This window comes from Nocardioides dilutus (assembly GCF_054779555.1).
The window spans coordinates 759,794-782,858 of the sequence record NZ_BAAGYA010000002.1 but is presented as its reverse complement, the minus strand read 5'-3'; the positions used below and the strand labels follow the sequence as shown (position 1 = coordinate 782,858).

General features: G+C 71.3%; 19 protein-coding genes. 5 read left to right on the top strand and 14 right to left on the bottom strand.

Annotation, left to right across the window (positions count from 1 at the left end; genetic code table 11):
• Nucleotides 1-5 precede the first annotated feature (5 nt).
• The 3 genes from ACYVC6_RS13435 to ACYVC6_RS13425 all read right to left on the bottom strand — a co-directional run bounded on the left by ACYVC6_RS13435 (nucleotide 6) and on the right by ACYVC6_RS13425 (nucleotide 4,774).
• Nucleotides 6-1,364 (bottom strand): DUF5719 family protein, encoded by a 1,359-nt coding sequence (locus ACYVC6_RS13435; RefSeq protein WP_460714857.1) that lies wholly within the window; start codon nucleotides 1,362-1,364, stop codon nucleotides 6-8.
• Nucleotides 1,361-4,357, bottom strand: a complete 2,997-nt coding sequence (locus ACYVC6_RS13430) for a glycosyltransferase (RefSeq protein WP_460714855.1) — start codon at nucleotides 4,355-4,357, stop codon at nucleotides 1,361-1,363. Before ACYVC6_RS13430 ends, ACYVC6_RS13435 begins: the two co-directional genes overlap by 4 nt.
• Before the next feature lie 162 nt (nucleotides 4,358-4,519).
• On the bottom strand, nucleotides 4,520-4,774 hold the full coding sequence (locus ACYVC6_RS13425; RefSeq protein WP_460714853.1) for a WhiB family transcriptional regulator: 255 nt from the start codon (nucleotides 4,772-4,774) through the stop codon (nucleotides 4,520-4,522).
• A gap of 160 nt (nucleotides 4,775-4,934) precedes the next feature.
• Here ACYVC6_RS13425 and cofD point away from each other — a divergent pair, with 160 nt between their 5' ends.
• The 3 genes from cofD (at nucleotide 4,935) to ACYVC6_RS13410 (ending at nucleotide 7,725) form a co-directional block, all read left to right on the top strand.
• Complete coding sequence (gene cofD, locus ACYVC6_RS13420) at nucleotides 4,935-5,939, top strand: 2-phospho-L-lactate transferase (RefSeq protein ID WP_460714851.1); 1,005 nt, start codon at nucleotides 4,935-4,937, stop codon at nucleotides 5,937-5,939.
• On the top strand, nucleotides 5,936-6,904 hold the full coding sequence (gene cofE / locus ACYVC6_RS13415; RefSeq protein WP_460714849.1) for a coenzyme F420-0:L-glutamate ligase: 969 nt from the start codon (nucleotides 5,936-5,938) through the stop codon (nucleotides 6,902-6,904). Before cofD ends, cofE begins: the two co-directional genes overlap by 4 nt.
• A 65-nt stretch (nucleotides 6,905-6,969) precedes the next feature.
• The gene (locus tag ACYVC6_RS13410; RefSeq protein WP_460714847.1) at nucleotides 6,970-7,725 is read left to right on the top strand and encodes a DUF3105 domain-containing protein; all 756 of its coding nucleotides are present in this window, start codon (nucleotides 6,970-6,972) and stop codon (nucleotides 7,723-7,725) included.
• A gap of 163 nt (nucleotides 7,726-7,888) precedes the next feature.
• On the opposite strand, the gene ACYVC6_RS13405 is transcribed toward ACYVC6_RS13410, so the two are convergent.
• Nucleotides 7,889-9,001, bottom strand: coding sequence for a mannose-1-phosphate guanylyltransferase (locus ACYVC6_RS13405; protein WP_460714845.1), 1,113 nt, complete (start codon nucleotides 8,999-9,001; stop codon nucleotides 7,889-7,891).
• 24 nt (nucleotides 9,002-9,025) lie between these two features.
• Between ACYVC6_RS13405 and ACYVC6_RS13400 the strand changes: the two genes are divergently transcribed.
• The gene (locus ACYVC6_RS13400; protein ID WP_460714843.1) at nucleotides 9,026-9,796 is read left to right on the top strand and encodes a TIGR03089 family protein; all 771 of its coding nucleotides are present in this window, start codon (nucleotides 9,026-9,028) and stop codon (nucleotides 9,794-9,796) included.
• Here ACYVC6_RS13400 and ACYVC6_RS13395 read toward each other — a convergent pair.
• Entirely contained in the window at nucleotides 9,793-12,045 is a 2,253-nt protein-coding gene (locus tag ACYVC6_RS13395; RefSeq protein WP_460714841.1) for an FG-GAP-like repeat-containing protein, read from the bottom strand. The two genes, ACYVC6_RS13400 and ACYVC6_RS13395, sit on opposite strands and share 4 nt — an antisense overlap.
• Nucleotides 12,046-12,591: 546 nt before the next feature.
• Here ACYVC6_RS13395 and ACYVC6_RS13390 point away from each other — a divergent pair.
• Nucleotides 12,592-13,029 carry a GNAT family N-acetyltransferase gene (locus ACYVC6_RS13390; protein WP_460714839.1) on the top strand — a complete coding sequence of 146 codons (438 nt, stop codon included), beginning with the start codon at nucleotides 12,592-12,594 and terminating at the stop codon, nucleotides 13,027-13,029.
• 83 nt (nucleotides 13,030-13,112) lie between these two features.
• Here the strand turns inward: ACYVC6_RS13390 and ACYVC6_RS13385 are convergent, their stop codons facing one another.
• Genes ACYVC6_RS13385 through ACYVC6_RS13345 form a run of 9 tightly spaced genes read right to left on the bottom strand, consistent with a single transcriptional unit; the run spans nucleotide 13,113 to nucleotide 23,056 of the window.
• Nucleotides 13,113-13,907, bottom strand: a complete 795-nt coding sequence (locus ACYVC6_RS13385) for an ABC transporter ATP-binding protein (RefSeq protein WP_460714837.1) — start codon at nucleotides 13,905-13,907, stop codon at nucleotides 13,113-13,115.
• Nucleotides 13,904-14,842 (bottom strand): ABC transporter permease, encoded by a 939-nt coding sequence (locus ACYVC6_RS13380; RefSeq protein WP_460714835.1) that lies wholly within the window; start codon nucleotides 14,840-14,842, stop codon nucleotides 13,904-13,906. The genes ACYVC6_RS13385 and ACYVC6_RS13380 overlap by 4 nt, the downstream gene beginning before the upstream one ends.
• Nucleotides 14,835-16,877, bottom strand: a complete 2,043-nt coding sequence (locus ACYVC6_RS13375; protein WP_460714833.1) for a glycosyltransferase — start codon at nucleotides 16,875-16,877, stop codon at nucleotides 14,835-14,837. Before ACYVC6_RS13375 ends, ACYVC6_RS13380 begins: the two co-directional genes overlap by 8 nt.
• Nucleotides 16,874-18,061 carry a UDP-galactopyranose mutase gene (gene glf, locus ACYVC6_RS13370; RefSeq protein WP_460714831.1) on the bottom strand — a complete coding sequence of 396 codons (1,188 nt, stop codon included), beginning with the start codon at nucleotides 18,059-18,061 and terminating at the stop codon, nucleotides 16,874-16,876. The genes ACYVC6_RS13375 and glf overlap by 4 nt, the downstream gene beginning before the upstream one ends.
• A gap of 6 nt (nucleotides 18,062-18,067) precedes the next feature.
• Complete coding sequence (locus ACYVC6_RS13365; protein ID WP_460714828.1) at nucleotides 18,068-19,462, bottom strand: pyridoxal phosphate-dependent decarboxylase family protein; 1,395 nt, start codon at nucleotides 19,460-19,462, stop codon at nucleotides 18,068-18,070.
• Entirely contained in the window at nucleotides 19,459-20,193 is a 735-nt protein-coding gene (locus ACYVC6_RS13360) for a YqjF family protein (protein ID WP_460714826.1), read from the bottom strand. The genes ACYVC6_RS13365 and ACYVC6_RS13360 overlap by 4 nt, the downstream gene beginning before the upstream one ends.
• The gene (locus ACYVC6_RS13355) at nucleotides 20,190-21,095 is read right to left on the bottom strand and encodes a glycosyltransferase family 2 protein (protein ID WP_460714824.1); all 906 of its coding nucleotides are present in this window, start codon (nucleotides 21,093-21,095) and stop codon (nucleotides 20,190-20,192) included. Before ACYVC6_RS13355 ends, ACYVC6_RS13360 begins: the two co-directional genes overlap by 4 nt.
• Complete coding sequence (locus tag ACYVC6_RS13350) at nucleotides 21,088-21,999, bottom strand: glycosyltransferase family 2 protein (protein WP_460714822.1); 912 nt, start codon at nucleotides 21,997-21,999, stop codon at nucleotides 21,088-21,090. The genes ACYVC6_RS13355 and ACYVC6_RS13350 overlap by 8 nt, the downstream gene beginning before the upstream one ends.
• 13 nt (nucleotides 22,000-22,012) lie before the next feature.
• The gene (locus ACYVC6_RS13345; RefSeq protein WP_460714820.1) at nucleotides 22,013-23,056 is read right to left on the bottom strand and encodes a 5'-3' exonuclease; all 1,044 of its coding nucleotides are present in this window, start codon (nucleotides 23,054-23,056) and stop codon (nucleotides 22,013-22,015) included.
• Nucleotides 23,057-23,065: the final 9 nt, after the last annotated feature.

Sequence of the window (23,065 nt, the reverse complement as noted above, 5' to 3'; positions counted from 1 at the left end):
GGGGCTCAGGGCAGCGCTGGCCGGACGTCGGGCACCAGCCCGTCGGTCAGCAGCTCGCGCAGCGGCACCACGGCGACGCCCTGAGCCGCCGTCACCACCAGCGCCGCGCGGACCGAGGTGCGCTCGGGCGTGACCCGCACCAGGGCGGTGCCCTCGGGGAGCGCGACCGTCGCGCCAGTGTCGGGCACCAGTTCGACCTCCTCGGTCGCCAGCTCCTGGCCGGCCGCGTCCAGCGCGACGACGGTGGCCAGCCCCACCCCGGCCGGGTCGGCGAGCAGCAGTCGCGCCTTGCCCGCCGGGACCAGCACCGCGGTCGCCGTCGACACCGGGGCGACCGGGCCCACCTCCGAGAGGTCCTTGCCGGCGAGCTGGCGCAGGTTGGCGGCGACCGGTCCGGTCGACTCCAGCAGCAGGCCGACCGCGCCCTGGCCGACCGCCTGGTCGAGCAGGGCGGTCAGGTCGACGGGCTTGGTGGTGCCCGGAGGAACGACGACCGGCTCGAGACCCGCGGGGGCGAACACCGCCTCCGGCGTGACGACCCGGAGGGTCACCCTGACCTCGTCGTCGCCGGGGTTGCCGAGCACGAGGGTGCGCTCCCCTGCGCCCCGGGTGAGGCCGAGGAGCAGGTTGCGGGTGGAGGGCTCCGCCTGGGGCGTGAGCCAGTCCGTGGCGGCGAGCCCGGTGCCCAGCTCGTCCACCGAGTCGGCCACGTCGACGGCCAGGCGGCCGCGGCTGGTCGTCACCTGGGCCATCAGCTCGCCGCGCCGCGGGACGAGCTCGGCGAGGTCGACCCGCACCCGCTCCCCTCCCGGGACGGAGACGCCGAGCAGCTCGGGGAGGTCGAGGGGCCCGGACTGGGACCACAGGACCACGTCACCGACCGCGCGCCCGGCGTTGGGGTTGACCAGCTCGATGACCGAGCTGTGCGTGGCGCCGGAGCCGAGGCCGGTGAACCACTGCTCGGCGCTCGGCGGGCGGCAGTCGGTCGCGGTGAGCGGGGTCGAGCCCACGCGGCCCGCGATGAGCGCCGGCGCGAGTGCTTCGGTGCCGGTCACCACGACCGGCCCATCGGTGGCCTCGACGGACGAGACCCGGGCAGGCCCGACCGGAACGGCTGCGACGTCGTCGCCGAGCCCGACCTGCACCTCTCCCTCAGCGTCGCTGAGCGTGGTGACGCCCGTGGCGGAGTCGGGACCGATCGGCGCGGGGCAGACCACGGATGCCGACGTCAGCGGGGTGAGGACCGGCTCACGGCGTACGTCGTCGCCGGAGCCGCCTGCGCCGGGGCGGGTCACGAGCAGCGCGGCCAGGCAGACCACTGGCAGCGCGGCGGCGATCACCAGGTCAGGGCGGACCTTGCTCATCGGTGTCTCCTCGAGCTGGTCCTGCTGGTGGTCGGTGCACACAGGACCAGCACCACCACGAGGGCTCCGGCCTGCGCGACGAGGAGCGCGACCCGCAGCCACGAGCGCGGGCCGTCGAGCTCGTCGGCCGACCGCGGCCGGTCGACCTGCCAGGCCCGGGTGTCCCGGTCCTCGGCGCTGGCCGCCTCCAGCCCGCTCGTCGCGTCCAGAGCAGCGGCGACGTCGGGGTCCGCAGGCGCCGGCAGCACGACGTACTCGATACCGGCGTCACCCAGCCCGGTCACCTCGGTCGCGGTGGGGCGGGAGACCAGCGCTCGCACCTGCTCGTCGAAGCCGGGATCAGCCGCGGAGTGGGCGACGATCTCGTCCTCCCCGAGGCGGATGCCGTCCTCACGCCGCACGGTGTAGCGCAGCCCGCTCTCGACGCTGCCGCGGATGACGAGGATCCCGTGCTCGGGTCCGAGCTCGGAGCTCTGGACCATGTAGGCGGGGATGTCGGGGTCGAGCGGCTCGTCGAGGTCGGCCTGGCCGGCGGTGAGGAACCAGGCGAGGCCGCCGACCGGGACCACCGCGGCAGCGGCCGTCGCGCCGATGGCCACTGCACGGCGCCAGCGCGGCCCGCCGTCCTCGGCCAGGCCGAGCGCGCCCAGGGCGGCGGCGACCACGAGCGAGCCCTGCAGCACGACCAGCAGGAATGCCTGACCGGCGGCGCTGGAGCCGGCCAGCAGGTCGACCTCCACGAAGGAGAGCAGCAGCGCGACGACCGCCGCCACCGCGGCGACCATCCACGTGATGAGCACCGGGATTCGGGTGGCCCGGGGCAGCAGCGCCAGGACTGCGAGGACGGGCACCACCACACCCAGCCACCAGGGCGCCCCCAGGTCGGCTCCGGCGTGACCCAGACGCCCGACCAGCAGGTCGAGGCCGGCCGCGGCCGGGCCCGGCACCCGCCCGGCGTCCAGCAGCAGTGCGGATCCGGCCCCGTGCGTCAGGGCCGGCAGCCACCACGGCGCGAGCAGGACCGGAACCACACCCACCGCAACGGCAGGGGGCCCCCAGGTCGACCGGTCCCCCATGACACTGGGCACCAGCCGGAACGCCGCCGCGACCACGAGGACACCGAGCAGCACCGCGAAGGCCCAGGCGACCGGCGTGAACGCGGTGACGACGGCGAGGAGGACCCCGCTACGCCACGCGGCGCGCCAGCGCCGGTCCGGTTCCGGGTCGGCGAAGCCCAGGGCGGCATGGGAGAGCCAGGGCAGCAGCACCGCGGTGACGACCACCCCGAGCCGGCCGTCGCCCCAGCCCCCGGCGACGACCGGCACCAGGGCGTAGGTCGTCGTGCCCCAGAGGATCACCCAGCGAGGCGCACCGGCCGTGCGGACCAGGCGCCCGACGACCCGCAGGAACCGCCAGGCCCCCCAGGCCGCGCCGGGCACCGCGAGGAGCAGGAGCAGGGAGACCGCCGCCTCGGGGCTGCCGCCGAGGATCGTCGCGACCACGGCGAGCGGCAGCAGGTAGGCAGGAGCGGGGACTCCGGTCCCCTGCCCCAGGGCGTGCCAGGACTCGGTGTGCAGCCGCCACCAGGCGCCGACTCCGTCCGGCGCGTGCGAGAGGCCGCCACCGGCGGCCTCGCCGAGCGCACCCCGGGACGCCACCAGTGCCACCAGGACGAACGCGGCGGCCAGCACCGCCACCGGGTTGGTGAAGAAGCGGGCGACCACGCCGCCGTCCTCGATGAGCTCGTCGTCGCTGCCGTCACCACTGAGGCGCTCCAGCTGCTGGGTCCTGCGGGCCGCGAACGACTCCGGGTCCTGCTCGGCCTTCGCGGCGCGACGCCGGTCGGCGACGTCGGCGGCCTGTTGGCCGAGCGCGCCGCCGACGTCCCGGACGAAGTCGAGACCGTGCCGGTAGGGCAGCCACCACGGCGGCAGCAGCGGGCGTACGTCGGCGGTCGCCGCGGCCTGCCGGGCGCGGCGGGCCGCGAGCAGGTGACCAGGACGACGGAGCACCGAGACCAGCGCGGCGAGGTCGTCCAGCGCCTCGCCCGGCGACCGGACCAGCAGGAACCCGACCATCCGGACCAGCGTGCCGAGCGCGAGCCGGACGACCTGCAGCGGCAGCCGGCGCGGACGGCCGTTGGCGAGCAGTGTGAACAGCGCGGCGCGGCGCTCCTGGTAGTGGGTGTGCCGCCCGGTCAGCGGGGTCTGCCGGACCCCCCGGTGCGCCGCCTCTGCGTGGAACACGACCGCCTGCGGCACCACGACCGTGCGGTGACCGGCGGCGGCGGCGCGCCAGCCGAAGTCCAGGTCGTTTCCGAACATGGGGAGCTCGTCCTCGAAACCGCCGACCGATTCCAGGACCCGGCGGCGCACCAGCATGCCCGCGGTGTTGACCGCGAGAACGGGCCGTACCTCGGCGTACTGGCCCTGGTCGTACTCCCCTCGCTCCAGCCCGGTCTCCCGCCGGCCGGTGCCGGAGATGGTCACGCCCAGCTCGAGCACCGCCTTGAGCGAGGGCCACTCGCGCAGCATCGGGCCGAGGACGTCCGCGTCGGGGTGCTCGGAGGCTCCGGCGAGCAGGGCCAGGAGCGCCTCCGGGTGCGGGCTGGAGTCGTCGTGGAGCAGCCAGATCCACTCGGTGTCCACGCCGAGCGCGCTCAGCCGGTCGAGGCCGAGCCGGACGGCGGCGGGGTAGGACGTCGACGACGGTGCCTCCACCACCCGGTCGGCACCGAACGCCTCGCCCAGCAGGGCGCGGCTCTCGTCCTTGCTCCCGGTGTCCACTGCGACCCGGCAGGCGACCGGCGACTGCTGCTCAGCCAGCCCGTCGAGCACCGTGGGCAGCCACCGGGCCCCGTCGTGGCTGACCAGCAGAACCGCGACGTCCTCCCCGCCAGCCGTGCCCGTGGCCCGCGCGGCCCGGCGGCCGGAGGCGGGGGCCGCCCCAGGATCAGCCCCAGGGTCAGCCCCAGGATCAGCGGAGTCGGACACGGTCGTCCACAGTAGGGGTGTTGCGGTTCCAGCCAGAACTTGCGAGGTCTCGAGACGGTCGCTGCGCGACCTCCTCGACCACCGGCCCGGAAATGCGAGAAGCCCCCGCTCATCCGGGGGCTACCTCGTTGGTTGCTCGCTGCTTGTCAGCTGGTTGCTATCTCAGACTGCGCGCTTCTTGAGCTTGCGGCGCTCTCTCTCGGAGAGACCACCCCAGATCCCGAACCGCTCGTCGTTGCTCAGTGCGGACTCCAAGCACTCGGTGCGCACCTCGCAGGTGAGGCAGACCTTCTTGGCCTCCCTCGTGGACCCACCCTTCTCGGGGAAGAACGCCTCTGGGTCGGTCTGCGCACACAGCGCGCGTTCCTGCCAGCTCGCGTCCTCGATGTCCCCGTCGAGGAGAAAGAGTTCTCTCACAGCACTCGCCTCCCGGCCTTGTGTAGCTCGACCCTGTGTAGCTTCGACCCTGCCGCCGTGTCCGCCCGAGTGAAGAACACTACGGGAATTACATGCCTGTCATCCACGGAAGTCAAGCCCTGGTCTGGTATGGCCGCAGGCGCCTGACAGGCTGGTCCCCGTGACTCAGCTGCGTCGGCTCACCGTGTTGTCGGGCGGCATGGGCGGCGCGAAGTTCCTCAAGGGTCTCCTGCACGGCATCCGGGACGGACTCCTGCCCGGCGTTGCGGGTGATGCCGAGGTCACCGTGGTGGCCAACACCGCCGACGACATCTGGGTGCACGGCCTCAAGGTCTGCCCCGACCTGGACACGGTGATGTACACGCTCGGCGACGGCATCGACCCGGAACGCGGCTGGGGCCGGCGCGACGAGTCCTGGAGCGTCAAGGAGGAGCTGGCGACCTACGGCGTGGAGCCCACCTGGTTCGGGCTGGGCGACCGCGACGTGGCCACCCACCTGGTGCGCACCCAGATGCTCGACGCGGGCTACCCCCTCTCCGAGGTGACCGAGGCGCTGTGCCGGCGCTGGGAGCCTGGGGTGACCCTGCTGCCGATGACCGACGACCGGGTGGAGACGCACGTCGCGGTCGCTGACGACGAGTCGCCGAGCGGCCGTCGGGTGGTGCACTTCCAGGAGTACTGGATCAAGCTGCGGGCGGCGGTCCCCGCGGAGGCGGTCGTCGTCGTCGGGCTGGACGAGGCCACGCCGGCGCCGGGCGTCATCGACGCGATCACCGACGCCGACCTGGTCGTGCTGCCGCCGTCCAACCCGGTCGTCTCGGTCGGGACGATCCTCGGCGTACCGCGGGTGCGCGAGGCGGTGGCGGCGACCAGGGCGCCGGTCGTCGGCCTGTCCCCCATCATCGGCGGCGCCCACGTGCGCGGCATGGCCGAGCAGATGCTGACCTCGATCGGCGTCGAGGTGAGCGCGGCCGGCGTCGGACTGCACTACGGCGCCCGCTCGGCCGGAGGTGTGCTCGACGGCTGGCTCGTCGACAGCCAAGACGTCGGCGACCTCGACCGCCTCCACCAGGCCGGTCTCGCGGCCGAGGCCGTCCCGCTGCTGATGACCGACGACGCGGCGACCGCGGCGATGGCCGCCGCGGCGATCCGGTTGGTCACGTGATCGTCACCGTCACCGCACCGGGCGGCGCGCCCGAGGTCCGGCCCGGCGACGACCTGGTCTCGCTGCTCCTCCCGCTGGTCGACCTCGCCGACGGCGACGTGCTCGTGGCGACCAGCAAGGTCGTGAGCAAGGCCGAGGGACGCGTCGTCCCGGGCACTGACCGGGAGGGGGCGATCGCGGACGAGGCCGTGCGGGTCGTCGCCCGCCGCGGGCCGACCACGATCGTCCGCACCCGGCACGGGCTGACGATGGCCGCGGCCGGCGTCGACAACTCCAACGTCGAGGTCGGGATGCTCGTCCTCCTCCCGCTCGACCCGGACGGCTCGGCCCGCCGGCTCCGGGCCGCCGTCGCCGAGCGCACCGGGCTCAACGTCGGGGTGGTCATCACCGACACCGCCGGCCGGGCCTGGCGCGAGGGCCAGACCGACATCGCGATCGGTGCCGCCGGGCTGACCGTCCTCGACGACCACGCCGGCCGGGTCGACGCCCACGGCAACCCGCTCGCGGTCACCGCACCCGCGGTGGCCGACGAGATCGCCGGGCTGGCGGAGCTCGCCGCCGGCAAGCTCGGCGGCCGGCCGTTCGCGGTGGTCCGCGGCCGGGCCGACCTCGTGCTCGCGCCGGGCGAGGACGGGCCGGGAGCCGCTGCTCTGGTCCGCCCCGAGTCCGGGGACCTGTTCGGCTTCGGGGCCCGCGAGGCGGTGGTGCGGGCACTGCTCGGCCGCGACACCGACCGGGCCGGGTTCGGCGCGCCTGCGGACGCAGAGGAGCTGGCCGAGGCGGTCCGTCTGGTCACGGGCGTGGCCGCCCACCGCGACGGTGACGACCTGCTGGTGCCGGCACCTCCCGACGTACGCCTGGCGCTGCTCGCCTACACCCACGGCTGGTCCCTCGATGACGTGGCCGATCACACCCCGGACACGGATCGTGCCGTCGAGACCCGGATCCGACCGCCGACTCCGTAGACTCTGCCCGCCCAACCAGACCCGCCCAGACCAGACCCGTCCCGACCTCCGAGGTAGCCCCAGCCGTGGCCAAGAAGTCCGTGAAGACCGACCGCCAGGCGGTCATCGACGAGATCCGCAAGAAGCAGAAGGGCGCCGACCGGCGCCGGGGCTTCGCCATCATCGGCGTCTGCTCGCTGATCGCGGTGGTCATCCTCGGGCTCGCGGTCTACCCGATCATCAAGCGCAACCTCGACCTGCGCGAGTTCAACGGCCTCAAGATCGAGGAGATCGGCGCCAAGGCCTCGGTGTGCGGTGAGATCACCACCAAGCCCTCCGAGGGCAACGCCGACCACGTCGAGGAGACCCAACAGGTCGAATACACCGACGCTCCGCCGACCTTCGGCGCCCACTGGAACGTCGCCGGCCTCGCGCCCGCGGCGTTCGAGCGCAAGTTCTACACCGCCAACGACCGCCCCGAGCTCGAGTCGCTGATCCACAACCTCGAGCACGGCTACACGATCCTCTGGTACGACGAGACCGCCGCCGATGACGACGACATGCTCAACACCATCGAGGGCATCGCGGACAAGTTCACCGAGGACGACGAGAACTTCCGGCTGAAGTTCATCGCGGCACCGTGGACGTCCGAGGACGGCGAGGACTTCCCCGACGGTCAGCACATCGCGCTGACGCACTGGTCGGCCGGCGGCAACGGCGAGACCGACGCGAGCAAGCAGGTGGGCGTCTGGCAGTACTGCTCGGAGCCGAGCGGGGCCGCCCTCAAGGCGTTCATGGACACCTACCCCTACACAGACTCGCCTGAGCCGGGCGCTATGTGAGGGATGCACTCCCGAGCGCAGCGAGGGGGTGCTCCCGAACATCGCAACGCCGAGTCGGCGGTACTGCAGCGCCGGCGCGAAGCGCCCCCAATTGCCGTAGCGCCGACTCGGCGCACTTGGAGCGCAGGTCGAGGTTGAGCCTGACGCAACCCCGCGAGGGTTTCTAAATCAGGTCCTCACGCCCCGTCTCCTTCAGCGCCGCGACGATCCGCTTGACCTCCTGGGCCCGGCTGCGGGTGGTCACCAGCAGGGCATCGGGCGTGTCGACGACGACCACGTCGTCGATGCCGATGACCGCGACCATCCGGCCGGAGCCCGGCACCACCAGGCCGGTGCCGTGCACCACCCGCACCTGGGCCTCGTCGCCCAGGACCACGGGGAAGGCCCGCTCCCCCGTCGCCCCGAGCAGCTCGGCCAGGGAGTCGAAGTCGCCGACGTCGTCCCAGCCGAAGGACGCGGGCACGACCGCCACCCGCCCCGCCTCGGCCGCGGGCTCGGCGACGGCGTGGTCGACGGCGATCCTGGGCAGCGTCTCCCACAGCTCCTCGAGCCGGGTGGGATCGGCCGCGATGTCGCGCAGCGTGGCGGCGAACGTAGGGTCGGACTCGGCGAGCAGGTCGAGGAGCACGGTGGGCCGCACCACGAACATGCCGGCGTTCCAGCGGTACTCCCCGCTCGCCAGGTATTCGCGGGCCATGTGCACCGACGGCTTCTCCACGAACGCCCGCACCCGGAACGCACCCGGGTGGTCGGACAGTCCCGCCCCGAGGTGGACGTAGCCGAAGGCCGGCGACGGGGAGACCGGGTCGATGCCGATGGTGACCAGCCAGTCGTCGCGGGCCACGTCGACCGCGACCCGGACCGTCTCGCGGAACACCCCGGGCTCGGTGATCACGTGGTCCGCGGCGAAGGACCCCATCACCGCGTCCGGGTCCCTGCGCTCCAGCATCGCGGCGGCCAGACCGATCGCCGCCATCGAGTCACGAGCAGACGGCTCGGCGACGATCGACTCACTGTCCAGGCCCGGCAGCTGGGCGGCCACGGCGTCGCGGTGCACCGCCCCGGTGACCACGACGACCCGCTCGGCGGTGAGCGGCCCGAGGCGGTCGAGGGTGCCCTGGATGAGGGTGCGGCCGGTGCCGGTCAGGTCGAGCAGGAACTTCGGCGCCATCGCCCGCGAGAGGGGCCAGAGCCGGGTGCCCGCGCCACCTGCGGGGACTACCGCCCAGAAGTGGGGGATCGTGTGGTCGACCTGCTGGTCGATCGGCTGAGTCACAAGGCGAACCCTACGGTGGCTCCTGTGACTACCTCACCGACCACGTTCGCCGCGATCCTCGAGGCCGAACGGCGAACTGACCCCGGACGTCCGCTGGTCACCTGGTACGACGAGACGACCGGCGAGCGGGTCGAGCTGTCGGTGGCGACGTACGCCAACTGGGTCGCCAAGACGGCCTCGCTCCTGGTCGAGGAGCACGACCTGGGTCGCGGCGACCTGCTCCGCGTCGACCTGCCTGTCCACTGGCTCACCACCGTGTTCCTGGGCGCGGCCTGGGCGGCCGGGCTCGTGGTCAGCCTGGACGCTCACCAGCCGGACGCGGTCGTGACGGGGCCGGAGGGGCTGGACCGCTGGGCGGTGCGCGCCGACGACCTGCCCGTGCTCGCGTGCTCGCTGCTGCCCATGGGAGTGCGGTTCGCCGAGCCGCTGCCTCCCGGCGTGCACGACGTCGGCATCGAGGTCTGGTCGCAGCCGGACTCGTTCGTGGCCTACGACCCGCCGACCCCCGACGACATCGCGGTGCTGGCCGAGGTGGACGGTGACCCGAGCGCGACCATCCACCGCGAGCTCTGGAGCACGGCCGCCGCCGGGAGTCTCCTCACCGACGGCGGCCGTCTCCTGGTTGCGGCGAGCCCGGCTTCCCCACCGGTGCTCGCCACCTTCACCGAGCCGCTCGCGCGCCGCGGCTCCGTGGTCCTCGTGGTCGGTCCCGGCCTCGATGGAGAAGCTGGATCCGACCGGCTCGACGGCCTCGCGCAGGCCGAACGTGTCACCTCGCTCATGTCTGTTCCCTAGCCGACCAGGTCGTAGGCCTTCATCCCGCGCGCCAGGCTCACCGGCGCCGAGAAGCCGCTGGGATCCCCCTGGATCAGCCACAGCCTGCCCTTGCCGGCCTTGCGCACCACCAGGTCGGGTGACCCGGTGAGATCGATGTCGCCGACGCCGACGACCCAGTCGTAGCGAGTGACGTCGACGCTGACCGGCATCGCCCCGGTGAGGCCGCCCGGGCCGTTGCCCGTCCAGGCCGTGAGCACGTTGCCGTTGCGCACCATGACGTCCGGGGCTCCGTCGGCGTTCAGTCTGCCGACGCCGACCAGCTGGGTGCCGTTGACCTTGCTGTAGGCCGGGTACGTCGTCGACAGGCCCGCGCCGCCACCCCCGGCGTAGATGTGCATCCCGGAGCCGGCCGGCTGGCCCATCAGGTCGGGGTATCCGTCGCCGGTCACGTCACCGACCGCGGCGAGCATGCTGACTGCCTTGAACCCGGTGCCCAGGCGGATGGGGGCCCCCACGAAGTGGCCGGCGCCGTCACCGCGGCGGACCCGCAGCGCGCCCTTCTTGGACTGCGTGGCGATGTCGTTGAACCCGTCACGGTCCCAGTCGCCCACTGACAGCACGAGGGTGCTCTTCTTGAGGCTCAGGCCGGTCTCGACGGGCTGGCCCAGGGTGACACCGGTCGGAGTGGCCTCGAGCGGCAGGATCACGGCCTGGTTGTCGCTGACCCGGCGGGCGATCAGGTCCGGAGCGGGGCTGCCGACCAGGTTGGTCTGGGGATCGCGGCCCGACCAGTCCGCCTGCGCCAGGGCTGCCAGCCGTCGGATCTCGGGGATCTGGGCGTAGAGGTACTTGCCGGGGCAGGCCGTGGACGCGGCGTCGCGGTGCCCGTTGATCGCCTGGAAGTTCTTGGAGCCGATGCGCTGGACGGTGGACGCGGCCGAGACACCGTGCAGTGAGAGCTTCCAGGCCATCAGCGCGGCGTACGCCTGAATCATCTTGGCCGAGGGCTGCACGAGCTCGAAGTTGCCGATCGCCGACATCGCGAAGGAGTAGGAGTTGTAGTTGAGCGTGTGGGCGCCGACCACCGCGCGGTCGACCCCGCCGTAGCGGCCCTCCCAGATCCGGCCGAACCGGTCGACGAGGAAGTTGTAGCCGATGTCGCTCCAGCCGCGGGACTTGGTGTGGTAGGCGTAGATGGACCGGATGATCGCCGGAACGTCCCTGCGCTTGTAGTCGTTGGCGTTGACGGTGTGGTGCACGAACCCGCCGTGCACCTCGAAGTACGACGGCTTGCCGTCTCGCTTGGACTCGTCGGCGCCCCACTGGGCCCGCGAGTAGATCACCGGTTTCGGGGTGACCGTGGTCGCCTGGAGGGCGATGGCCTCGCCGGCGACGGTGGGCTGCTCCGCCTGGTCGTCCGGCGCTGCCGGCGTCTCGGCCGGTTCTTCGGCGGATTCCTCGGCCGGGGCCACGGTCTCCGCGGCACTGGGCGGCGCCTGGAGGTCGGCGGTGTCGATCGCCGGGGCCTCCTCCTCGGTCGCGGTGGGGGTCCCGGGGTCGACCACGGCGAGCTTGAGGTCGGCCGGGAGCTCGCCCTGCGCCATCTCGACCCGGACCTGCACCTGGTCGACGTCGCCGACGATCGTGCCGTCCGTGCCGGGCCGGGCGCGCGCGGCCTCCTCGCTGTCCGGGTCGGGACCGTGCTCCTCGTGGTACTCCAGGTCGCTCCACTCCGACCAGGCCCCGTCGGTCTCGGTGCGGACCTGGATGGCGATGGCGTCGTCGGGAACCGCCGAGCCCGCCTCCCAGGTCACGCCCACCGCGCCGAGACCGGTCACGGCCTGCGGGTCGCTGACCACTTCGTTCGCCTTGGCCATCTGCGGCTCGGGCTCGGGTGCGGACTCGGACTCGGTGTCGGCGGGCTCGGGCTCCTCCGGTGCGCTGGACTTGGGCAGGGCAGTCTTCTTCGGCGTCAGCGGCACCTCGCGCACGACCGGGTCGACCGGTGCTGCGGGAACCTCGGACTCCTGGGTGGTCTCGGCGGTGTAGTCGCGCAGCTGCTCGTCCAGCTGCTCAACCGAGCGGCCCTGGGTCGGGGTCTGGACGGTGGACTGGATGGGCTGACGCGGCTCGACGGGCCTGGTGGGAGCCACCCCGACGACGTCGAGGGACACGACACCGGCGGCCGGCACGAGGGCCACGACAACCACGCCGAGCGCCAGCAGCCGCTGGCACAAGGCGATGTAGGCACGACGTGAGGGACGCATGAGAAACCGAGCTCCAAGGTGTGGGGGAAGGTCACACGAGAAGCAACTGTCACAGCAGCCACAGAGCCGCGCTAGGGTTTCTGAGTAACTACAAACTTGTAATTTCCAGTCGACACGCCGGAAGTGCCTGATGAAGTTCTTGGGAGATTGGACGGTCTCGTTCCTCCACAACTTCAGTACTGGGGCTTCAACATCCAGCCCAACGCTCGACCTGGAGGGCCGGGCCCTGATCGATGCCAACGAGTCGCCCGAGCTCAGGCAACGCTTCTCCGGCCTCTACCTGTGGCGCGACTCCACGGCGTAGACAGACTCCGGAACCGCCCTCACATGGCCGAGTTGAGGTCGCCGCAGTTTCCTCAGGGGATGTCGCTCAACCCGCACTCCCCGGGGTGAACTCGGCATGGGAACGGCAGGTTCGTCAGCATCCCTTGATGAACCGTCGGGGAACCGACCGTCCTCATCTGCCGCTGGTCGCTCGTCTCGAGTTTCAGTGCGGTCGAGGACTTCATGGACCTGCCAATCGCTCGTTGGGCAGAGAATGCCGTCGTGACGGCAGACCGCAGGAGTGATGACTACGAGTTCGACTCGGATCTCGCTCGGATGGACTTCGACCGTGTCCATCAATGGTTATCGACTGATGCCTACTGGGCGCTGGGGCGTTCCCGCGAGGTCGTCGAGACCGCGGCCCGGCATTCCATGAACTTCGGAGTGTTCACCGGCGACGGGACCCAGGTTGCCTACGCACGCGTCGTAACCGACTATGCGACCTTCGGCTGGCTGTGCGACGTGTACGTTGACCGCGGCCACCGCGGCCGCGGGCTGGGCGTACGTCTGTCGGAGACGGTCATGGCCGCGCTCCGGCCGATGCGTCTCAAGCGAGTTCTTCTGGCGACGGCCGACGCGCACGCGGTCTATGCCCGCGTCGGATTCGTGCCGATGCCGAACCCCGAGACGCTGATGATCCTGGGCGAGTCAGACAGGTAGTTCTCGCCCGGATCTGCCGCGGAGCGGCCGTCCGATCACGCAGATAGGCAAGAAAGCGTTAGTGCGCGGGCCGAACCCGGAACTCAGACCTCGGAGCCGAGCTCCGCGTCGGTGGTCTCTTCCTCGGCGTCGGGCTCGTCGTTGTCGTCGTCGTAGTGGAGGAACTTGATGCCCTCGTCGACGTCACCGTCGAAGCCCACGACGCCCTTCTCCAGGACGATGACCCGGGTGCACATCCGCCGGACCGACGCCGCGGCGTGGCTGACGTAGAGGAGCGTGACGCCGCTGTCGCGGACCTGCTCCATCTTCTTGATGCACTTCTTCTTGAAGGGCTGGTCGCCGACGGCGAGGACCTCGTCGGCGATGAACACGTCGCAGTCGACGTGCACGGCCACCGAGAACCCGAGCCGGGCGAACATGCCCGAGGAGTAGTTGCCGACAGGGGTGTCCATGGCTTCGCCGACGTCGGCGAACGCCGCGATGTCGTCGAACTTCGCGTCGGTCTCCGCCGCGTTCATGCCGAGGATGGCGGCGTTCATGTAGATGTTCTCGCGACCGGTCATCTGGGGGTGGAAGCCCGCCCCGGTGGCGATCAGCCCGGAGACCCGGCCGCGCGTGCGCACCTGTCCCTCGGTGGGCCGCATCACTCCCATGATGTGCTTGAGCAGCGTGCTCTTGCCGGAGCCGTTGAGGCCCATCAGCCCGATCGCCTCGCCCTGCTCGACGCTGAACGTCACGTCGCGCAGGGCCCAGAACTTCATCTTGGTCTCCTGGCGGCGCAGCTTGGCCACCGCGACCTGCTTGAGCGTCCGCTGGTAGTGGCGGGCGAACTCCTTGGAGACCCCGGTGACCTCGATCGACGTGGTCGGGGTGCTCATGCCACGAGCCGATCCGGGATCTTGTCGTCGAGCCGGGTGAACACCCACTGCGCGAAGACAAGGAAGACGGCCGCGATGCCGAGCATGATCAGCCCACGCACGTAGAGGTCGTCAGGGAAGTTCGCGTGCAGCCCCGGCGTGAACCCCCACTCCTCACCGGCGTCCTTGGCGTCCGCATCGCTCACCGTCGTGATCCAGAAGCCGCGCTGGAACAGCAGGACGGCCTCGGCGATCGGGTTGGCGAGGTAGAGACGCTCGATGATGGGGAAGGCCTCGAACCGCTCCTGCACCAGCGTGTAGGGGTACATCATCGGCACGCTGAACGGGATCATCCCGGTGACGATCCTCACCGCCCTGGTGAAGTCGCGGAACATCACGTTGACCGCGGAGAACATCAGCGCCATGCCGATGCCCAGCAGGATGACGATCCCGAAGCCCAGCAGGGCGGCCAGGAGTCCCACGACGTCGGGCTCGAACGAGCCAGTGGCCAGGCAGGCACCGATCAGGATCACCATCTGCGGCCCGGTGTGGTAGAGCGTCACCAGGGTCGAGGCGATCGGGAAGATCTCCCGCGGCAGCGGCATCTTCTGCACCACCGCCTTGTTCTGCACGATCGAGCGGGTGCCGGCGTTGAACGACTCGACGAACAGGTTGACCAGCACCATGCCGGTGAAGAGGTGGATAGCGAAGTGCGGCACCTGCCCACGGCCGATGATGATCCCGAACACGAAGTAGAACGTCAGGAACCGGCTGAACGGGTTGATGTAGGACCAGAGGAGCCCCATCTTCGACCCGATGTAGCGGGCCCGGAGCTCACGCCGGACCATGAGTCGCAGCAGGTAGCGATGCCGGAGCACCCCGAGCAGGCCGCCCTTGGCCCCGGGGTCGACCATCGGCACGCGCGCCAGGTCGTGACGGGTGGCCAGGTCAGTCATCGGCCGCGTCCCCGCCGTCGGTCCAGGGCCGGAAGGTCTCCTCCCACCGCTCGGGGGAGGTGATGTCGCCGAGCGCGTCGCGGTACTCCTGCGCCAGCCGCGGCCACTCACGCACCAGCTGCTCGTGCAGCTGGGCGGTCTCCTTCATCAGCTCGCGGAACTTGACCGGGTCGCGTTTGTAGAGCGCTGCCGAGGTGCCGTCGTTCATGGAGACGACCGCGGAGTCGTAGGACGCCAGCCGGTACCACCGCGCATCGACCGCGCGGATCTCGACCTCGGGGAACTCCTGCGACATCTTGCGTGCCGGGCGCAGGTGTCGGATCGGCGAGAGGCCGGCCGTCATCAGCTGGGACAGCCGGCCCGGGACCTCGACCACGTCGCGGCCCTTGCGCGGCGGCTTCTCGCGGCGCACCTCCGGGAACGCCTCGCGGTCCGGCTGGAGCTGGGCATCGGTGAACTGCTTGCGGTGCGCGTTGACCTCGGCGAGCCGGTCGGGCAGCAGCTCGTGCAGACCATGAGGACCGGCCAGCACGTCCTTGAGCGCCATGTGGCGGATCTCGACGGTGGAGTACTGCATCGACACCAGGTGGGCGATGGTGTGGTTGAGGTCCTCGCGGATCAGCCGGCCACCGCGCGGGTAGCGCGAGTGCAGCAGCGCGGTCACGAACCGGTTGCGCACGTGGAAGTAGGCCTGCCAGTCGACCGCGTCGTTCTTGTCGGTCCACGGGATGTGCCACACGGCCGCCCCCGGGAAGGTCACCGTCGGGAAGCCGGCCTCCTTGGCGCGCAGGCCGTACTCGGCGTCGTCCCACTTGATGAAGAGCGGCAGCGACAGCCCGATCTCCTCGAGGACCTGGCGCGGGATCAGGCACATGAACCAGCCGTTGAAGTCCACGTCGACGCGCTTGTGCAGCCACCGCGCGGATCGGATGTTGCGCGCCTGCAGGTCCCAGCGGCTGAACCCGTCGAGAGGGGTCATCCACCAGAAGCGCCACGGCTGGACGATCTCGCCGAAGCTGTGCAGCTCGGACTTGTTGTAGAGGCTGAACATGTGGCCGCCGACGATCGTCGGACGCCGGGCCAGGTCGCCGAAGGTGACCGCGCGGATGATGCCCTCGGGCTCGCAGACCACGTCGTCGTCCATCATCAGGGCGTAGGTCGAACTGCCCTTGCGGACCGACTCGAGCTGCCCACGGGCGTAGCCGCCGGAGCCGCCCAGGTTGCCCTGCTCGATCACCCGTAGCTTGTCGCCCAGCGCGTCCAAGGCCTTGGGGTAGAACTCGGAGTCGAGCACCTTGTCGGTGCCCTGCTCCATGACCATGACGGTGTCGAGGTAGGGCTTCAGTCGCTCGTCGGTGCCGATCTGCGTGAGCAGCTTGGCGCAGAAGTCCGGCCGGTTCATCGTGGTGATCGCGATGTCGGTGGTGCCGTGGGCGGCCCGGTCTTCCGGCACCTCGGCCGACCACTCGGCCGACTCCACGACGGCGTCGTCGTCGCCGGCGACCACGTTGTACCAGTACCAGCCCCCGTCGATGAACGGCTTGAGCGGGAGGTCGAAGACGAAGGTGCCCTTGGCCTCGCCGCCGGTGCTGGCGGAGGTGACCCGCTGCGATCGGCCGTTGGCCATCGAGCGGTAGACGACCACCGTCGCCCCCCGGCCCGAGACGTCGACGGTGAGCCGGACGTCGGAGACCACGGTCCAGCGCCGCCAGTAGCTGGCGGGGAAGGCGTTGAAGTAGGTGCCGAAGGACAGCCGCTCGCCGGACTTCACACGCAGCGCCGTGCGCGACTCGATCTGGTCCGGGTGGATCGACCGGCCCGTGGTGGTGGACTGCCGGATGGCGGCGTTGTTGAGGTCCTTGGCCGCCCGGCTGCCGCCCACCTCGTACTTGTCGGCGTCCAGGGCCACGTCCTCGGGGTCGACGTAGAGAGCGAACACGTCGAAGTCGCGGTCGATCGGCATGATCTGCCGCTGCAGCACCCGGCGCACGGTGGTGCCCGAGTTGTTGTCGGTGTTGTCCTGGGACGAGCTCACTCGTCGACTCCCCCACTTGTCAGGGCCGCGCCGTCGGCGAAGTGCGGCCTGAGCTTGTTGTCGAACATGGACAGCGCGGAGCCGATCGCCATGTGCATGTCGAGGTACTTGTAGGTGCCGAGCCGCCCGCCGAAGAGCACCATCGGCTCGGCCTTGGCGAGCTCGCGGTACTTCAGCAGCTTCTCGCGGTCCTCGGCGGTGTTGATCGGGTAGTAGGGCTCGTCGTCCTCCTCGGCGAACCGGGAGTATTCGTGCACGATCACGGACTTGCCGGGCAGGTAGGTGCGCTCGGGGTGGAAGTGTTTGAACTCGAGGATCCGGGTGAACGGGACCTCGTAGTCGTTGTAGTTCATCACCGGGCAGCCCTGGAAGTCGTCGACGTCGACGACCTCCGGCTCGAGATCGACGGTCCGCCAGGACAGCCGGCCCTCGGAGTTGCCGAAGTATTCGTCGACCGGGCCCGTGTAGACGACCGGCACCTTGCCGACGTAGTCGTCGCGGACGTCGAAGAAGTCGGTCTCGAGCCGCACCTCGATGTTGGGGTGGTCGGCCATCCGGGTCAGCCACGCGGTGTAGCCGTCGGTGGGCAGGCCCTCATAGGTGTCGCTGAAGTAGCGGTTGTCGTAGGTGTAGCGGACCGGGAGGCGAGTGATGATGTCCGCGCTCAGCTCGGTCGGGTCGGTCTGCCACTGCTTGGCGGTGTAGCCCTTGACGAACGCCTCGTAGAGCGGCCGGCCGATCAGGCTGATCGCCTTCTCCTCGAGGTTGGTGGCGTCCTCGGTGGCGATCTCGCTGGCCTGCTTGGCGATCAGCTCGCGCGCCTCGTCGGGCGTGTGCGCCTCGCCGAAGAACTGGTTGATGAGCCCCAGGTTCATCGGGAACGAGTAGACCTGGCCCTGGTACTTCGCGAAGACGCGGTGCTGGTAGCCCGTGAACGTCGTGAACCGGGTGACGTAGTCCCAGACCTTCTTGTTGGAGGTGTGGAACAGGTGCGCGCCGTACTTGTGCACCTCGATGCCGGTCTCGGGCTCCACCTCGCTGTAGGCGTTGCCGCCGAGATGCGGGCGACGCTCCAGCACCAGGACCTTGAGGCCGAGCTCGGTCGCGCAGCGCTCGGCGACCGTCAGCCCGAAGAACCCGGAGCCGACGACGACGAGATCAGGCAGGGAGCTCTCCGACGACACGACAGATCAGTCTACGGACGGCGCCGCGTCGGCCCGATTCGGCGCGCCCGCGGCCCGGCGCAGCGCGCCGAGGCTGCGACCAACGTCACCCTCGGTGGTCGACCAGTTGCTCACCGAGATGCGCAGCACCGCCCGGCCGCGCCAGACCGAGCCGCTCATCCACGCCTCGCCGTCCTCGAGGAGCCGAGCCACCACCTGCCGGGTGCGGTCGTCGTCACCGAAGGACACGCACACCTGCGTGAAGACGACGTCGTTGAGCACCTCGGCGCCGGGGATCTCTGCGATCCCTCGCGCGAACGCCGCCGCGTGGCCCGCCATCCGCTCGACCAGGTCGCCCACCCCGGTGCGGCCCAGTGACGCGAGCACCGCCCAGACCGGGATCGACCGCGCGCGTCGGGACAGCTCCGGCACCTTCTCGAACGGGTCCCCGGCCTCGTCCTGGATCAGGTAGTCACCGTGCATCCCCATCGCGGCCCTGACGGCAGCCGGGTCGCGGACGATCGCGATCCCGCAGTCGTAGGGCACGTTGAGCGTCTTGTGCGCGTCGGTCGCCCACGAGTCGGCGCCGGCCACGCCCTCCGTGAGGTGGCGGTACGCCGGCGCGGCGGCCGCGAACAGCCCGAACGCGCCGTCGACGGGCACCCAGGCGCCGTGCCGGTGGGCGACCTCGACGGCCTCGGTGAACGGGTCGTACCCGCCGGAGTGCACGTTGCCCGCCTGCAGGCACACCACCGTGGGGCCGTCCCGCTCCCCCAGCGCTCGCCGGAGGTCCTCGGCCACCAGGCGCCCCTCGTCGTCGGCCGCGACCGGCTCGGGCGCACCGAGCCCGAGGTAGCGCAGCGCGAGGTCCACGGTGTCGTGCCGCTCCTCGCCGACGAGGACCCGCACGCCGGGCGAGCCGGCCAGCCCACGTGCCCCGACGTCCCAGCCGGCCTTGCGCAGCACCTGGTCCCGGGCCGCGGCCAGGCAGGTGAAGTTGGCCATCGTCCCGCCGGTGACGAACCCGACCGCGCTCCCCGCCGGCAGGCTCATCAGGTCGAGCAGCCAGGCGCTCGCCACCACCTCGGTGGCCGTCGCGGCCGGGGTGAGCCTGGCCAGCCCGGCGTTCTGGTCCCAGGCGCTGACCAGCCAGTCGGCGGCGAGGGCCGCCGGGTGCGTGCCGCCCATGACCATCCCGTAGAAGCGTCCGGAGGGAATCGCGGTCAGACCCGGCTCGAGCGCGGTCGCCAGGTGCTCGACCACGGCGCTGGCCTCCCGCGGGCCGTCCGGCAGCTCCGCACCGAGCCGTTGGACGAGCTCCTCGACCTGCAGCCGTGGAGGCACCGGCCGGTCGTCGAGGGACGCCAGCCAGCGCTGTGCGTGGTTGAGCGCCACCGGGAGGGCGCTGTCTCGCTGGGTCATCCCGTCACTCTGACAGGGCGACCGAACTCCGCGTGCACGCCGTCGCTGAACGCCACCTGGTCCGGTGGCCGGTCCGCGAGCCCAGGGAGACCCACCGACGCGAGCAGCCCGTCGTCCAGCTCGAGCACCTCGGCGTCGCGCAGGGTCCACGGCTCGTGCGTGTTGGGGACGTAGGTCGTGCCGCGGCGCCGCGCGACGTGGGCTCCCCATCGCGCGGTGAGGAAGTCGTCCAGCGGTGTCGGCTCGCGGACGCCGCCCACCCGGACGACGACCCTGCACTGCGGCCGCTCCCCCAGCCTCCGGAGCCACGCCTGGTAGGTGACGACGCCGCGCTCGCGGCCGAATCGCATCCGGGCCCAGCGGTAGGGCGCGCCGATGGCGGCCCGGATCGCGGGGACCACCACGGCCCGGTCGGTGTCCAGGCTGAGGAACACCACACCGCGCCGGCCGGTCCCGTCGACGGAGTAGAGCCGGACGTTGGTCTCGAGGAAGGTGCCGAAGTAGGGGATGCCCGGGCTGCTGCCGAGGCTGACTCCGACCATCCGGAACGGCACCAGGCCGACGTAGGTCCGGCCTTCGTGGACGTCGGGACGGACGCCGTCGGGCATGAGGCCCTCGACCCTGGCCGGGTCGACGGCCCAGTGGAGGAAGGTCAGGTCGCGCCAGTCCTGGGTGGAGATCACCGGCCCCCGAAGTGGCGGTGGCTCCCGGGTGACCGGCTCCGGTGTCACGGTCGGCGCCGGGAGTCCTTCAGGGCACGGCTGACGTTGCGCACCTCGTCCTGCCCGCCACGCAGTGGGGACAGCGCCACCACGCCGGCGGCGATCAGCCACGGCTTGGCTCGCACGAGCCGGTTCTCGCCGTAGCGACGGTGCACCGTGAAGAGGTTGCGGTACATGTAGTAGCCCTTCCAGCCGCCCAGGTCGTGCTGCTGGTCGAACTCGAGCTGGCGCACCAGGACCGCGTCGCGGACCGCCCAGATGCGGAAGCCGGCGCGCCGCGCGCGCAGTGCGTAGTCCACGTCGTCGTAGAAGATGAAGAAGTCCGGGTCGGGGAGGCCGATCTGCTCCACCACCCGGCGGCGCACCATGAAGCCCTCGAAGGCGACGTTCTCGAGCTCGACCTTGTCCGGCATCGCCGATCGCTCGCCGTAGGTCGTCTCGACCATGGCCGTCTTGGGCTTGATCCGCAGCGGGTTGCGCAGGTCGAAGGTGACCGCGGCCTTCTCGACCAGCCGCCCGGAGGTGTCTTCGCGCACCGCCATCAGGCAGTCCTCATCGACGTCCATGAGGACGCCGAGGCAGTCCGGTGCCGGAAGCACGTCGTCGTCCATCAGCCAGATGCGGTCGAAGCCCTGCTCGTAGGCCGCCGCCACGCCGAGGTTGAAGCCACCGGACCCGCCCAGGTTGTGCTCCGGCCGGATCACCTGGAGGGGGAGGTTGAGCACCCCGTCCAGCACGGTCTTGGTGTGGTCGGTGCTCGCGTTGTCGACCACGATCACCGCATCCGGTGACCGCTGCGACGCGGCCAGGGCACCGAGCATCCGCAGCAGCAGGCCGGCCCGGTTGTAGGTCACCACGACGACGGCGACGGTCTCGGGTTTCGAGGCTCGCTGCGCTCGCACCTCAACCATCGATGAACCTCCGGTGACCGGTGAAGTCGCCGCGCAGACCGGCGTACGCCGCCCGCGCGCTCATCGGGAGCCGGCCCGGCTGGCGGCGGGTCACCGTGTAGAACCACAGCGTCTTGACCCAGAACATCAGCACGTGGGGCCAGCCGCGGTAGGTGCGCAGGTTGAGCGTGTTGTTGCGGGCCATGCAGTAGTGCTTGAGGTCGCTGGGGCTGTGGTTGTAGGTCGTGCGGCCGAACATCATCCGCGTCCCGAGGTCGCCCACGCTGGGGTGGCGCACCTCCGCGCCCACGACGGTGGCCGTGCGGGCGCCGGCCGCGTTGGCGCGCCAGAGGTACTCCACGTCGTCGCCCCAGATGAAGAACTCGGCGCGGGGCAGCCCGATCCGCTCGACCAGCTCACGGGTGACGAGCACGCCGTTGAAGGGGATCACCACGTCTCGGATCACGCCGTCGGTCGCGGCCGCCCAGACCTCGTCGAGCCGCCGCACCGTCCGGGTGCCGCCCGGCAGCCGGATCGGGAAGACCAGCCGGGACGGGTCGTCCTCGTCGACGACCACGGGTCCCCAGAAGTCGAGGTCTGGGTGGTCGAGCAGCAGGCTCAGGCAGTCGGGCGCAGGCAGCCCGTCGTCGTCCATGAGCCAGACCAGGTCGGCGCCGCTCTCGACCGCCCACTCCAGTCCGTCGTGGAAGCCGCCGGCGCCGCCGGAGTTGGTGGGCAGGGTCCGGCTGGTCACGGGGGCGTCGCGCAACCAGGCCCCCGTGCCGTCGGTCGAGGCGTTGTCGACGACCAGCACCTCGTCGAGCTCCTGGACCTCGACCAGCCGCGCCGTCAGCCGCCGCAGCAGGGGCAGCCGGTTGTGGGTGACGACCACGGCGACGATGCGTCGGCCCTGGTCGTCAGTCACGCCAGGAAGCCTCTCAGAAGAGCGTCTCCTGGACGTACGCCGGGGCGCTGGGCACGAGCTGGGGCAGCGGGGCGAACCGCGGGGCCGGCGGGGCAGACCAGCGCGGGTCGACGTAGGTCGGCTCGACCGACCGGGTGGGCTCCTTGAGGGTGAGCGCCCTGATCGCGGCTGGCACGTGCAGCTCGAACCGGGTGAACACCGAACGTACGGTCTCCTCGTCGAGCGGGAGCACCCCGGCGCCCGGGCCCGCGGTGAGGTCGAGGCCGAGCTCGGCGGTGGCGACCATCGTCATCACCGCGCGGTTGAGGTCGAACCGCTCCCGGGCCTCGGTCGTCGCCAGCGTCTTCGCCCGCGCCGACCCGACGGCGGCGCGGCACCGCTCGCCCCCGTCGAGCGCGTCGGCGAACGCCGCCTCGGCGGTGTCGAGCTCGGTGAGCAGCTTGACCGCGGTCTTGGCGCCGAAGCCGCTGACGCCGGGCAGGTTGTCAGAGGCGTCACCCCGGAGCGCGGCCAGGTCGGAGTATTGCTCCGGGCGCACGCCGGTGACCATGGCCAGGCGTGCGGGGTCGAGCAGCGGCGACGCGTCCACCCCGCCGTTGAGGATGCGCAACATCCGGGTGTGCTCGTCGATCAGCGAGAAGCTGTCCCGGTCGGACGTCGCCACGACGGTGCGAGCCCCCTGTGCCGGTGCCTGCGCCGCCACGCTCGCCAGCACGTCGTCGGCTTCGAGCCCGGGCGGGACGACGACCACGACACCCAGCGCTCGGAGCACCTCGACCGCCAGGTCGAGCTGGGACTCGAGTGTCTCCGGCTTGGGGACCCGATGCGCCTTGTAGGTGGGCCAGCGCTTCTTGCGCGAGCTGTTGCCACGGTCGTCGAACCCCACGACGACCGCATCGGCACAGACCCGGTCGACGGCGGCGACGAGCTGGGACAGGAGCCCCCGCACCGCCCAGGCCGGCCGACCGTCGAGGCGGAAGCCGCTGCGCGCCGAGGCGTGGAAGGCCCGGTGCAGCAGCGAGTTGCCGTCGACGGCGAGCACGGTGGGCTGGGACATCAGCGGCAG